Annotated in this window: 12 protein-coding genes; 9 read left to right on the forward strand and 3 right to left on the reverse strand. The window is 72.0% G+C overall.

Annotated elements, in window-relative coordinates; all coding sequences use genetic code 11:
• Window positions 1-284 precede the first annotated feature (284 nt).
• Complete coding sequence (locus tag ACQP1V_RS12285) at window positions 285-644, forward strand: four-helix bundle copper-binding protein (RefSeq protein ID WP_387414902.1); 360 nt, start codon at window positions 285-287, stop codon at window positions 642-644.
• Between the two features lie 113 nt (window positions 645-757).
• Here ACQP1V_RS12285 and ACQP1V_RS12290 read toward each other — a convergent pair whose 3' ends face one another.
• Together ACQP1V_RS12290 and ACQP1V_RS12295 are read right to left on the reverse strand one after the other, a co-directional pair.
• Window positions 758-1165, reverse strand: coding sequence for a TIGR03668 family PPOX class F420-dependent oxidoreductase (locus tag ACQP1V_RS12290; RefSeq protein WP_387414900.1), 408 nt, complete (start codon window positions 1163-1165; stop codon window positions 758-760).
• A gap of 27 nt (window positions 1166-1192) precedes the next feature.
• Window positions 1193-2308 carry a hypothetical protein gene (locus ACQP1V_RS12295; protein WP_433422139.1) on the reverse strand — a complete coding sequence of 372 codons (1116 nt, stop codon included), beginning with the start codon at window positions 2306-2308 and terminating at the stop codon, window positions 1193-1195.
• A 95-nt stretch (window positions 2309-2403) separates the two neighbouring features.
• Between ACQP1V_RS12295 and ACQP1V_RS12300 the strand changes: the two genes are divergently transcribed.
• From ACQP1V_RS12300 to ACQP1V_RS12320, 5 genes are all read left to right on the forward strand, one after another.
• Complete coding sequence (locus ACQP1V_RS12300; RefSeq protein ID WP_433422142.1) at window positions 2404-3321, forward strand: LLM class F420-dependent oxidoreductase; 918 nt, start codon at window positions 2404-2406, stop codon at window positions 3319-3321.
• Between the two features lie 119 nt (window positions 3322-3440).
• Window positions 3441-5051 carry a 3' terminal RNA ribose 2'-O-methyltransferase Hen1 gene (locus ACQP1V_RS12305; protein ID WP_433422145.1) on the forward strand — a complete coding sequence of 537 codons (1611 nt, stop codon included), beginning with the start codon at window positions 3441-3443 and terminating at the stop codon, window positions 5049-5051.
• Window positions 5044-7566, forward strand: a complete 2523-nt coding sequence (locus tag ACQP1V_RS12310; protein ID WP_387414894.1) for a polynucleotide kinase-phosphatase — start codon at window positions 5044-5046, stop codon at window positions 7564-7566. Before ACQP1V_RS12305 ends, ACQP1V_RS12310 begins: the two co-directional genes overlap by 8 nt.
• Entirely contained in the window at window positions 7563-8252 is a 690-nt protein-coding gene (locus ACQP1V_RS12315; protein ID WP_433422148.1) for a nucleotidyltransferase domain-containing protein, read from the forward strand. The genes ACQP1V_RS12310 and ACQP1V_RS12315 overlap by 4 nt, the downstream gene beginning before the upstream one ends.
• Window positions 8249-9007, forward strand: coding sequence for a nucleotidyltransferase domain-containing protein (locus tag ACQP1V_RS12320; protein WP_433422151.1), 759 nt, complete (start codon window positions 8249-8251; stop codon window positions 9005-9007). The genes ACQP1V_RS12315 and ACQP1V_RS12320 overlap by 4 nt, the downstream gene beginning before the upstream one ends.
• A gap of 63 nt (window positions 9008-9070) precedes the next feature.
• Here ACQP1V_RS12320 and ACQP1V_RS12325 read toward each other — a convergent pair whose 3' ends face one another.
• The gene (locus ACQP1V_RS12325) at window positions 9071-10138 is read right to left on the reverse strand and encodes a ParB-like protein (protein WP_433422154.1); all 1068 of its coding nucleotides are present in this window, start codon (window positions 10136-10138) and stop codon (window positions 9071-9073) included.
• A 169-nt stretch (window positions 10139-10307) separates the two neighbouring features.
• Between ACQP1V_RS12325 and ACQP1V_RS12330 the strand changes: the two genes are divergently transcribed.
• From ACQP1V_RS12330 to mug, 3 genes are read left to right on the forward strand one after another with little or no spacing between them, the layout of a single operon-like run.
• Window positions 10308-10958, forward strand: a complete 651-nt coding sequence (locus ACQP1V_RS12330; RefSeq protein WP_387414886.1) for an HAD family hydrolase — start codon at window positions 10308-10310, stop codon at window positions 10956-10958.
• Complete coding sequence (locus ACQP1V_RS12335) at window positions 10955-11563, forward strand: class I SAM-dependent methyltransferase (RefSeq protein ID WP_433422157.1); 609 nt, start codon at window positions 10955-10957, stop codon at window positions 11561-11563. The genes ACQP1V_RS12330 and ACQP1V_RS12335 overlap by 4 nt, the downstream gene beginning before the upstream one ends.
• 57 nt (window positions 11564-11620) lie before the next feature.
• A complete protein-coding gene (mug, locus tag ACQP1V_RS12340) occupies window positions 11621-12169 on the forward strand; it encodes a G/U mismatch-specific DNA glycosylase (RefSeq protein ID WP_433422160.1) in 549 nt (182 codons plus the stop codon).
• The last annotated feature ends 61 nt before the right edge of the window (window positions 12170-12230 follow it).

The following is a 12230-nucleotide window of genomic DNA, read 5'->3' on the forward strand; positions in this document are numbered from 1 at the left end:
GAGCACCGGCCCGGCCACCAGTCGCGCCAGGCACCGCATGACTACCCAGGGTGATGTCTGTTCACTCGAAAGTGACGAAATCTATCTATATACCGAAAGGTCCCGCCGTCGGGCGGGCGTGGGCTGCCGGTCAAGGGTTGACGCCGGACGGTTATAGATCCCTCGCAAATAGTGATCAAATTAGGGAAATCGGTACATCTCTCCGTTCGGGGTGGGGAATCTCCTCCTCCGCAGACATACGACACGGCCCGGTCGGCCGGGCGGTCACGATCACGGGGGGAAGCATGAAGCAAGAAGGAAAGATCACGGCGGAGATGCAGCGATGCATCGACAAGTGCATGGAGGTGCACAGCTCCTGTGAGCAGACCATGACCCACTGTCTCCAGCGGGGCGGCAAGCACGCCGACATGGCGATGATGGGCGCCCTGATGGACTGCTCCGACATGACCCGCATCTGCGGCGACATGATGATGCGCCAGTCGCCGATGGCCATGGAGATGGCGTCGCTGTGCGCCCGGGCCGCGGACAAGTGCGCCGAGATGGCGATGTCCATGAGCGACGGCGACCCGATGATGCAGAAGTGCGCGAACGCGTGCCACGAGTTCGTCCAGATGGCCCGCAAGATGTCCCCGGCTCGCGCCTGATCTCGGCACCGCCCGCGTCGCCCCGTTCCGCCGCCGCGGAGCGGGGCGTCATCGCGTCGGGCGTCCCGACCGGTCCGCCCCGGAGGGACGGCCTCGGCAAGCAGGATGACGGGCTATTTCTCCGCGTACGACCAGGAGTGCCAGGAGGTGACCTGGATCAGGATGACGGGACCGGCGGGCGGCCGCTCCTGGTACTGGGCGTACTTGGCGACGAGGGGGGCCAGGGCGGGCGTCCGCTCCGCGTCATCCTCGACGACCGTGGCGAACCCGTCCGCCCGGACCCACCACAGCTCGATCCAGTCGTCGGAGTAGTGGTCGGCCAGCACGCACACGTTCGGGTTCTCCTCGATGTTCCGCAGGCGGCGCAGGCGTGTCGTGCTCTTCGGCTTGTGGTCGACGGCCGTGACGATCGTGTCCCCGGTGAGCGCGAACGTGACGGGCACCATGTGGGGGACGCCGACGCCGCTCACCGTGGCCAGCCGGGCCACCCGCGCCTCCTCCAGCAACCGTCGTGCGTCCATCTCCCCATTGAAACAGCGGCCCGGCGATCAGGATCCGGCGGCGCCCAGGATCCGGCTCACCTCGTCGCTCGGCCGGGCACCCCGGACCGAGACCCAGGCGAGGTCGTTGCGCGCGCGGAAGCCGGCCAGCCGCCGCGCCCGACCGCCGCCGAGGTCCGCGGGGGAGGTCAGCACCGGGGCGAGTGCGATCCGCTGCCACGCCGCCCGCCCGGTCAGGCCCAGCACATCCCCGAACTGGGCCTGTACGGCACGGGCCGCCACCGCCAGCCGGTGCAGGTTGCCGGACGCGCCCGTACGGAGGGGCACGAGCAGGTTGACGGCGCGGATCTCCACCCCCGCGGCGCGTACGGCGCGCAGCATGGCGGCGTCGTCGGCGGACAGGCCCGACTCCGCGGCGGGAAGCGTGAAGGTGACGGCGAGCGGTCGCCCGGTGGTCGCGGCCTCCTGCTGCAGCAGACCGAGCGCCGCCGCCCGCCGGGCGGTCGTCGCCGCGTCGGCCGAATCACGCACCTCGAAGTCGATGACGGCGGGGTCGAAGGCCCCGATCACCCGGCGGTAGGCGGCGAGCAGCCGGTCCGGCTCGGGGCAGGTCTGCGCGAGCTCCTGCCCCGAGGGGCCGCCGAACGCGATCCCGGCGTCCCCGCCCTGCGCGCGGAGCGGCCCGAGGCGGTTCGCGACGGGGTTCCGGCCCTGCTCGGTGACGCCGCCCCAGCGCGGCGTGCAGCCGTCCGGCCCGGAGGTGAGATGGCCGAGAACGTACCAGCCGGCGCCGGTCCGGCGGGCCGCCTCCGCCAGGTCGAAGCCGGGTTCGCGCACCGCGTCCACGAAGACGACGTAGCCGGCGGGGCCGCCGGTCCGCGCCCCCACCCGGATCGGCGTAACCGGCCGGGACGGGGGCCAGGTGGCCGCGCCGGCGCTCACCGCGGGCACGGGGGCGGTCGCGGCGGGGCTGGGCGCCGCGGCGGCGACGCCGGGAGCGGGAGTGGCGGCGGAGACCGGGACGGAGGCCGGCATGTCGGGGAGTGCCTTGGCGGGCAGCAGCCACATGACGTATCCGGTGCCGGCGGCCAGGGCAACGGCGGCCAGAGCGACCAGGGGGCGCGGAGGCGTCCCCGGCTCGCGCTCACCTCGGGTGGAATCCACGCGTTCACCACCTGGAGTCATATTGCGACTACGTTACGCGCACGATGTGTGGACCATATCAACCACGCCGGAGTGGCCGGGGAGATAATGGCCGGATGAAGCTGAGGATCTTCACCGAGCCGCAAGAGGGCGTGACGTACGACGATCTGCTCGCCGTGGCGCAGGCCACGGAGCGGCTGGGGTTCGACGCGTTCTTCCGCTCCGACCACTACCTGCGCATCCGCCCCGGCGACCCCGGCCCCGGCTCGACGGACGCCTGGGTGACCCTCGCCGGTCTGGCCAGGGAGACCTCGCGCATCCGGCTGGGCACGCTCGTCACGCCGGTGACCTTCCGGCTGCCCGGCCCCCTCGCCATCAGCGTCGCCCAGGTCGACCAGATGAGCGGCGGCCGGGTCGAGCTGGGCCTCGGCACCGGCTGGTTCGAGGCCGAGCACACCGCGTACGGCATCCCGTTCCCGCCGATGGGCGAGCGCTTCGACCGGTTCGAAGAGCAGCTTGAGATCATCACCGGGCTCTGGGGGGCGACCAAGCCGTACTCCTTCGAGGGTGCGCACTATCGCGTGGAGGAGTCCCCGGCGCTGCCCAAGCCCGCGCAGCGGCCCCGGCCGCCCATCATCATCGGCGGCGGCGGAGCCCGCCGCACTCCTCGGCTGGCCGCCCGGTTCGCGGACGAGTTCAACCTGCCGTTCCGGACGCCGGACGAGACCCGGCAGGCGTTCGGGCGGGTGCGTGCGGCGTGCGAGGCGGCCGGGCGCGAGTCCATGGTCTACTCCGCCGCGCAGACGGTGTGCGTCGGCCGCGATGAGGCCGAGATCGCCCGGCGGGCCGCGGCGATGGACCAGGACGTGGCGTCGCTGCGCGCGGGCGGCCTCGCCGGGACGCCCGCCGAGGTCGTGGAGAAGATCGGCCGGTTCGCGGAGCTCGGCGCGGAGCGGATGTATCTCCAGATCCTGGACCCCACCGACCTCGACCACCTGGAACTGATCGCCGCCGAGGTCATGCCGCACGTGTGACGTCCGCGCCCGGATCGGCGCCCTTGTCCGGGCAGCCGGTCCTGGGGATCGGGCGCGGGCGTCGTGGAGATGCGGCAAACCGGTGGAAAGCGCGGGAGACGGTGCGGAATGCTTGATCCGTGCTTCTCACGATCTCGACCGTTTCCTCCGTGACGTCCCGCCCGGCGACCGATCTCGGCTTCCTCCTGCACAAGCACCCCGATCGGGTGCAGGAGTTCGCCCAGTCGTTCGGCACGGCCCGGGTCTTCTATCCGGAGGCGACGGAGCGGCGCTGCACGGCGGCGCTGCTGCTGGACGTCGATGCAATCCGGCTCGCCCGCTCTCGCGGGAAGACCGCGCCCGACTTCAGCCTGGGCCAGTACGTCAACGACCGTCCGTACGCCGCCTCGTCACTGCTCGCGGTGGCGCTCGCGGACGTCTTCCGTACGGCTCGGGCGGGGCGCTGCGCCGCCAGGCCAGAACTGGCGGCGGCGCCGCTGCCGCTGGAGATCCGCCTGCCCGCGCTGCCGTGCCGCGGCGGCGCGGCGCTCGCCCACCGGCTGTTCGAACCGCTCGGGTGGGAGGTCGCGGCGGAGGCCGTGCCGCTCGACGAGGGGTTCCCCGAGTGGGGCGACTCCCGGTACGTACGGCTCGCGCTGCGCGGCGAGGTACGGCTGGCCGACGCGCTCAACCAGCTTTACGTGCTGCTCCCGGTGCTGGACGACGCCAAGCACTACTGGCTCGCGGGCGACGAGGTGGACAAGCTCATCCGGGCGGGTGGGGGCTGGCTGGCCGGGCACCCGGAGAAGGGCCTGATCACCCGCAGGTACCTCGGCCGCCGCAGGGGGCTGGAGCGCACCGCCTTCGCCCGGCTGGCCGAGCTCGGCGACGACGTCGAGGAGGCCCTTGAGCCGCCCGTGGACGAGGAGGTCGTCCCGGAGCGGGAGGACGGCGTCACCGGGACGGATCACGTCACCGGGGCGGATGTGAGCGACCCGGAGGCCCCGGCCGTCGCCGAGGGCCCGGACGAGCGCACGACCGAGCACGCGGGCGAGGCGCCGCACGACTCGGCGGCTTCGGACACTCCGGACGGGGACGCCACCGGCCCGGACGCCGCCCGCGTACCGCTGAACGTCCTGCGTAGGGACGCCGTCGTCGCCGCCGTCGAGGAGCTCGGCGCGCGTACGGTGATCGACCTCGGATGCGGGTCGGGCCAGCTGCTGGCGGCGCTGCTGGCGCGACCGGCCTTCACCAGGATCGCCGGCGCCGACGTGTCCACGCAGGCGCTCGCCATCGCCGCGCGCAAGCTCAAACTGGACCGGATGCCGGACGCGAAACGGGCCCGCCTGGAGCTGTTCCAGGGCGCGCTCACCTACGCCGACCCCCGGTTCGCGGGATACGACGCGGCGGTCCTCATGGAGGTGATCGAGCACGTCGACCCGCCCCGGCTGCCCGCGCTGGAACGGGTCGTCTTCGGCTCGGCGAAGCCCGCGCACGTCGTGGTGACCACGCCCAACCGCGAGTACAACGTGCGCTACGACTTCCTCGGCGAGGGCCGGGCGATGCGCCACCCGGACCACCGGTTCGAGTGGACGAGGGCCGAGTTCGCCGCGTGGGCCCGCGCGGTGGCCGACCGGTACGGCTACCGGGTCGCGTTCCGGGCGGTGGGAGAGGACGACCCGGATGTCGGGCCGCCCACGCAGATGGCGGTGTTCAGCGTGGCGGGGGAGAGGAGCGAGGGCGATGGTTGAGATCAAGGTCCCGGAGATGGGCCTGGTGGTGCTCGTCGGCGTGTCCGGCAGCGGGAAGTCGACCTTCGCGGCCCGGCACTTCGCGCCCACCCAGGTGATCTCGTCGGACTACTGCCGGGGCCTGGTCTCGGACGACGAGAACGACCAGTCCGCCACCCCGGAAGCGTTCGACCTGCTGCACCACATCGTCGGGGTCCGCCTGCGGCGCGGCCTCCTCACGGTCGTGGACGCCACGAACGTCCAGTACGAGGCGCGCAAGAAGCTGATCGAGCTGGCGAAGAGCCATGACGTGCTCGCCGACGCCATCGTGCTCGACGTCCCCGAGGGCGTGGCCGTCGCCCGCAACGCCGTACGGCCGGACCGGGACTTCGGGCCGCGGGTGGTCGTCCGGCAGAACAAGGACCTGCGGCGCTCGCTCGCCCGGATGTCGAAGGACGGCTTCCGCCGGGTCCACGTCCTGCGCGGGGACGAGATCGACCAGGCGGTCATCGCGTACGAGCGGGCGTGGACCGACAAGACCGAGCTGACCGGCCCGTTCGACATCATCGGCGACGTGCACGGCTGCCGGTCGGAGCTGGAGGCGCTGCTGCGCGCCCTCGGCTGGCAGGTCGGCGCCGCGGGCGCGGTCCACCCCGAGGGGCGTACGGCGGTGTTCGTCGGCGACCTGGTCGACCGCGGGCCGGACACCCCGGGCGTGCTGCGCCTCGTCATGGGCATGGTGGCGGCCGGCACGGCGTTGTGCGTCTCCGGGAACCACGAGCAGAAGCTCGTCCGGGCGCTGGGCGGGCGCAAGGTCACGGTCGCGCACGGCCTGAAGGAGTCCCTGGAGCAGCTCGCCGCCGAGCCGGAGGAGTTCCAGCGTGAGGCCAGGGCGTTCATGGACGGCCTCATCAGCCACTACCGGCTCGACGGAGGGCGGCTCGTCGTCGCGCATGCCGGGCTCAAGGAGGCCTACCACGGGCGGGCCAGCGGCCGGGTCCGGTCGTTCGCGCTGTACGGCGACACGACCGGCGAGACCGACGAGTACGGCTTGCCGGTCCGCTACCCGTGGGCGGAGGAGTACCGGGGCCGGGCGATGGTCGTCTACGGCCACACGCCGGTGCCGGAGCCGGAGTGGGTCAACAACACGATCTGCCTGGACACCGGCGCCGTATTCGGCGGGCGGCTGACCGCGCTGCGCTACCCGGAGCGCGAGCTGGTCTCCGTGCCGGCGGAGCGGGTCTGGTACGAGTCGGTGCGGCCGCTCGGCGTGCCGAAGGCCGGCCGGGAGCCGGGCGCCCTGCGGATCGGCGACGTGTCCGGCACCCGCTATGTGGACACGCGCTTCAGCGGGCGGATCAAGGTCCGGGAGGAGAACGCCGCCGCCGCTCTGGAGATCATGAGCCGTTTCGCGGTCGACCCCCGCTGGCTGGTCTACCTGCCGCCCACCATGGCGCCGCCGGAGACGTCCACGCGCGATGGCTTCCTGGAGCACCCGGCGGAGGCGTTCGAGGAGTTCGCCGCGGCCGGGGTCACGCGGGTCGTGTGCGAGGAGAAGCACATGGGCTCGCGGGCGATCGCCGTACTGGCCCGGACCCCCGAGGTGGCGGCCAAGCGGTTCGGGATCACGGATGGGAGCGCGGGCGCCGTCTACACGCGCACCGGGCGGCCGTTCTTCGGCGACGGCCGGATGGGCGAGCTGGTCGACCGGCTGCGCGAGGAGGCGCGTCCGCTTTGGGACGAGCTGGTCTCGGACTGGGTGGTGCTCGACTGCGAGCTGCTGCCCTGGTCGGCGAAGGCGGAGGAGTTGATCCGCCGCCAGTACGCCTCGGTCGGGGCGGCGGCGCGGGCCGCGCTGCCCGACGCGGTCGCGGTCCTGTCCGCGGCGGCCGGGCGCGGCCTCGACGTCGGCGACCTGCTGGAGGGCACCCAGCGTCGCCTCGACAACGCCGCGCGGTTCCGCGACGCGTACGCGCGGTACTGCTGGCCGGTGTCCGGGCTCGACGGGGTGCGGCTCGCGCCGTTCCAGGTCCTCGCCTGCGAGGGACGGGCGACGGCGGCCACGGAGCCGCACTCGTGGCACCTGGAGGCGCTGTCGCTGCTGACCGGCGAGCCGGACGGGTCCCCGGAGGCGACCGCCGGCCGGCTGTTCGCGCCGACCCGGCACGTCTTCGTGTCCCTGGACTCGGAGCGGGAGCGGGCGGACGCGGTCGAGTGGTGGTCGGCGCTGACCGAGGCCGGCGGCGAGGGCATGGTCGTCAAGCCGGTGGACGTCGTCACCGGCCGTGTGCAGCCGGGCCTCAAGGTGCGCGGGCGCGAGTACCTGCGGATCATCTACGGCCCGGACTACACCGAGTCGCTCGACGTGCTGCGGCGCCGGTTCCTCGGCAAGAAGCGCTCGCTGGCGCTGCGGGAGCACGCGCTCGGCCTGGAGGCGCTCACCCGGCTCGCGGAGGGTGAGCCGCTGTGGCGGGTCCACGAGCCGGTCTTCGCCGTGCTGGCCATGGAATCCGAGCCCGTGGACCCACGCCTGTGACGTTCTCGGGGAAGCGGCCGGGGCCGGGGGGCGAGGACCTGGTGCCCCGGCACCTCGTCCTGTCCGTGGTCGTCGGTTCGCGCGCGTACGGCCTGGCCACCGCGGACAGCGACGTGGACCGGCGGGGCGTCTTCGTGCCGCCCACGCCGATGTTCTGGCACCTGGACAAGCCGCCCACCCACGTGGAGGGGCCGCGCCCGGAGGAGTTCTCCTGGGAGGTCGAGCGGTTCTGCGTGCTCGCGCTCGGGGCCAATCCCACGGTCCTGGAGTGCCTCTGGTCGCCGCTCGTCGAGCACGCCACCGAAACCGGGGCGCGGCTGCGCGCGATCAGGAAGGCGTTCCTCTCGATCCGGGCCGAGGAGACCTTCCTCCGGTACGCCGACGCCCAGTTCCGCCGGATCAGCCCGGAACGGCCGAGATGGAAGCAGGTCATGCACATGATCAGGCTGCTGATCAGCGGCCGCCACCTGGTCCGCGAGGGCGAGCCGCTGCTGGACATGTCCGGGCACCGGGACCGGTTGCTCGCCGTCCGCCGCGGCGAGGTGCCCTGGCCCGAGGTGGTGCGGTGGCGCGCCGACCTGGTCGCGGACCTCTCCGGGGGCGGCGGCCCCGCCGCACTGCCCGCCGAGCCGGACCGGGCCGCGGTCGAGGCGTTCCTGATCGACGTGCGCAGGAGTGCGCTGTGACCGTCGTCCCACCCGCCTGGCTCGCCGACGTCTGCGCCGGCGAGCCCTATCCGCTGCTCTTCGCGACGGTCAGCGGCGCCCATCTGTACGGCTTCCCCTCGCGGGACTCGGACGTGGACCTGCGCGGCACGCACGCGCTCCCGGCCGAGGAGGTGGTCGGCCTGCGGACCGGTGAGGAGACGATTTCCCGGTCGTGGGAACGCGACGGCGTCGAGGTCGATCTCGTCACCCACGACCTGCTCAAGTTCTGCCGCCTGCTGCTGACCAGGAACGGCTACGTGTTGGAGCAGCTCCTGTCGCCGCTGGTGGTGGCGTCGTCCCCCGTCCACGAGGAGCTGGTTGCGCTCGCGCCGGCCTGCCTGACCCGGCACCACGCGCACCACTACCTCGGCTTCGCCCGGACCCAGTGGCGGCTCTTCGAGCGCACCGGCGAGCTCAAACCCCTGCTCTACACCTTCCGGGTGCTGCTGACCGGTGCGCATCTCATGCGAACCGGCCGGGTCGTCGCCGATCTGACCCGCCTGCTGCCGTACGGCCCGCCGTACCTGCCGGAGCTGGTGGAGGCCAAGCGCGCGGCCGAGCACGGCGCGCTGCCCGGGGACGGCCCGGGCCGTGAGCGACTCGCCGGGGACGTGCTCGAGCTGACGGCGGCCCTGGAGGAGGCGAGGGAGGCGTCGGCGCTGCCGGACGCCCCCACCGCGGGCACGGCCGTACACGATCTCGTGGTCCGCGTACGGCTCGGCCGGGAGGGGTGACCGCGGGAAGGGGTGGGGAGGGGCAGCCCATCTCCTTCAGGGCCGTGGCGTGTCCCGCAGGTCTCAGCGCAGGTTGTGGACCCGCTTGTACTCCAGCGTGTAGGCCAGCTTGCCGGGCTTGGCGTCGGAGTACGGCTTGCTCAGCTTGTCGAACTCGCCCTTGTCGGCGGCCTTGCCGCCGTTCCACTGGTCCAGCGCGCCGAGCTCGGTGGCGGTGAAGCCGTTGTCGACGGTGGTGTTCTTGGGCAACGCGGCAATCTTCTCCGTCAGCGCCTTGACGGTGGCCAGGTAGCTGCCGTGGTCGTTCTGGTTCCACTTGGCCAGGTCGATCGGCTTGGTGTCGCGGACCCAGCTGCCCCAGTAGAACTCCTGGAACGGCAGCCCGTTCTGCGCGTAGCCGATGTCGCGGCCGAAGTAGAGCAGGCTGCGGTACTTGTCGTCGGTGAAGTTGGCCAGCCCCACGCCGGTCGGCAACTTGTTCACGGTGACCGGCTTGCCGTTGGGGTCACGCAGCCACACCCACTTGTGCGCCCGCATCTGGTTCCAGAAGTCCTGACGGGTGAGGGTGCTCAGGTTGGCCTGTACCCGCAGCCGCACGTGCAGGCCGGCACCGCCGTCGGGGGTCTCGATGAAGGAGGTGAGCGTGTGGTGCCCGTCGGTGAGGAACGGCTCGCCACCGGGGCCGATGACGACGGTCTTCATGGCGGCGATGCTGTCCGCCGTCTCCGCGCCGACCGCGAGCTGGCACGTGAACGAGGACGGGTCGTTCAGGTGCGCGCCGGGCGACACCGACGCCGCCGCTACCCGGCCATCGGCCTCGCACCAGTCGTCGAACTTCTTGTTGATCGCGTCCTTGCCGAGGGTGTAGCGGCCGAGCTTGTAGTACACCTCGTCATAACCCAGCGACGGCTGGGTCGGGTGCACGTCACCGATGCGGACATCGAGCAGGTCATCGGGCTTGGCACACAGGTACTGCGCGAACGGCGTGCTGCGATTGTCGTGGTTGCAGAACGACGGCCGGGCACCGGGTGCGGCGAGTGCGACCGGCGCCACGGCGGCACCGGCCCCGACGGAGACGGCGAGGGCCGCCCCAAGCACGGAGGCCCGGCGGTACGAAGATCTGAAGCGCATGTCACGTGCTCCTCGTCGGCAATGCATATGTCGACGGTGAGGGTGCCGGTAGCGGACCAACACGCGAGATCGTGATCCTGACATCCAGGAAAACCAGGGACGAACATCGTTGATCCTGGGGGATTTGTGGAGTTCTTCCGGATTGGCGAGCCTCCTGTACCGTGCCCGTGTGATCAATTCGGTCGATCTGGTGATCTTTGACTGTGACGGGGTGCTGGTGGACAGCGAGCCCATCGCCGTCCGTACGCATTCCGCGGTGCTGACGGAGCTGGGCTGGCCGATCAGCGAGGCCGAGGTGACCACGTTGTTCGTCGGGCGGTCGACGGCTTCCATCAACGAGATGGTCGAGGAGCGGCTCGGCCCTGAGCTCACGAGGGAGGCCGAGAGCCGTTTCCGGCGGCTGCATCACGAGGCGGTGGAGGCCGGGCTGGCCCCCGTGGACGGGATCGTCGAGGCGCTGGACGCCATCACGTTGCCGAGCTGTGTGGCGTCCAGCGGCGGTCACGACAAGATGCGGCACACTCTCGGTCGTACCGGCCTGTATCACCGGTTCGACGGGCGGATCTTCAGCGCGACCGAGGTCGCCAGGGGCAAGCCCGCGCCCGATCTGTTCCTGTTCGCCGCGGCGCGGATGGGCGTCGCGCCGTCCCGTTGTGTGGTCGTCGAGGACAGCCGTTACGGCGTCCAGGCCGCTCGGGCGGCAGGTATGCGCGCCTTCGGTTACGCCGGCGGGCTCACCCCCGCCGCCTGGCTCGACGGACCCGGCACCACCGTCTTCGACGACATGCGCAAGCTACCCAAACTTCTGGAGGAACAGTGAGCCAGCAGATCCCGGGAATCGCCGGGTATCGCAACGAAGCGGACGTCCTCGCCGAACAGTACGAAGGCGTTACGTTCTCCGAGGTGCATGGGGACACGATCCAGCTGTTTCCCGCCCAGCCCAGCCGCGTTCTGGATATCGGGGCCGGGACCGGACGTGACGCCGCCGCGCTCGCCGCGCTGGGTCACCGGGTCGTGGCCGTCGAGCCGACCCCGGAAATGCGCGGGCACGGGCAGCGGCTCCACGCGGACCAGCCCATCGAATGGATCGACGACCACCTCCCGGACCTGGCGCGACTCGGTGGCTCCGACCGCGAGTTCGACCTCGTCCTGCTCACCGCCGTCTGGATGCACCTCGACCGCCCGGAACGGGAACGGGCGATGGCGAGTATCGCCGGTCTTCTCGCTCCCGACGGCATCGTGATCATAATCCTGCGGCACGGGCCGATCCCGGCGGGACGGCACATGTTCGACGTCACCGCCGAGGAGACCATCACGCTCGCCGAAAGCATCGGCCTGCGCACCGTTCACCGGGGCAGCCGCCCGGATCTCCACGGCCGGCGAGGAGTGCACATGAGCACCCTCGGCTTCCGGGCCGTGCCGTGACCGGCAGGGTTTTCCCGGGCAAAAACTGACGGGAGGGGCACTGGCTAGCATCGGAGGGTGCCTCCCGTTCCGCCGCCCACGCCCGCCGATCTCGAAGCGGCGCGGGACGCCGTGATCGACGACGTGCTCGGGCCGGATCTCGACGTGCTCTTCTGCGGGATCAACCCCAGCCTCTACTCGGCCGCGACGGGACACCACTTCGCCCGGCCGGGAAACCGGTTCTGGCCCGCGCTCCACCTGTCCGGCCTCGTGCCGCGCAGGCTCGCGCCGTACGAGCAGCACCTGCTCCCCGGGTACGGCCTCGGCATCACCAACCTGGCGCCCCGGGCGACCGCACGCGCCGAGGAGCTCACGGCCGAGGAGCTGCGCCAGGGCGCCGAGCGGCTCGCCCGCCTGGTCGCGGAGGTCCGCCCGAGGGTCCTGGCCGTCGCCGGGGTCTCCGCGTACCGGCTCGCGTTCGGGCGGCGCAGGGCCGCGATCGGCCCGCAGGACGAGGAGATCGCGGGCAGCGAGGTGTGGGTGCTGCCCAACCCGAGCGGGCTGAACGCGCGCTGGACCCTGGACGGCATCACGGCCCAGATGCGCCTGCTGCGCCGGCCTATCTGACGCTGCGCCGGTCAACACCCCTGCGTCGGCGGTCACCGCACGGCTGAGAAGTGGATCGGGC

It is taken from the genome of Microtetraspora malaysiensis, from assembly GCF_050947145.1.
GTDB classification, from domain to species: domain Bacteria; phylum Actinomycetota; class Actinomycetes; order Streptosporangiales; family Streptosporangiaceae; genus Microtetraspora_A; species Microtetraspora_A malaysiensis.

Coding starts and splice junctions, on each gene's coding strand:
- ACQP1V_RS12285 (WP_387414902.1), top strand. CDS start 285: ATGAAGCAAGAAGGAAAGATCACGGCGGAGATGCAGCGATGCATCGAC.
- ACQP1V_RS12290 (WP_387414900.1), bottom strand. CDS start 1,165: ATGGACGCACGACGGTTGCTGGAGGAGGCGCGGGTGGCCCGGCTGGCC.
- ACQP1V_RS12300 (WP_433422142.1), top strand. CDS start 2,404: ATGAAGCTGAGGATCTTCACCGAGCCGCAAGAGGGCGTGACGTACGAC.
- ACQP1V_RS12310 (WP_387414894.1), top strand. CDS start 5,044: ATGGTTGAGATCAAGGTCCCGGAGATGGGCCTGGTGGTGCTCGTCGGC.
- ACQP1V_RS12325 (WP_433422154.1), bottom strand. CDS start 10,138: ATGCGCTTCAGATCTTCGTACCGCCGGGCCTCCGTGCTTGGGGCGGCC.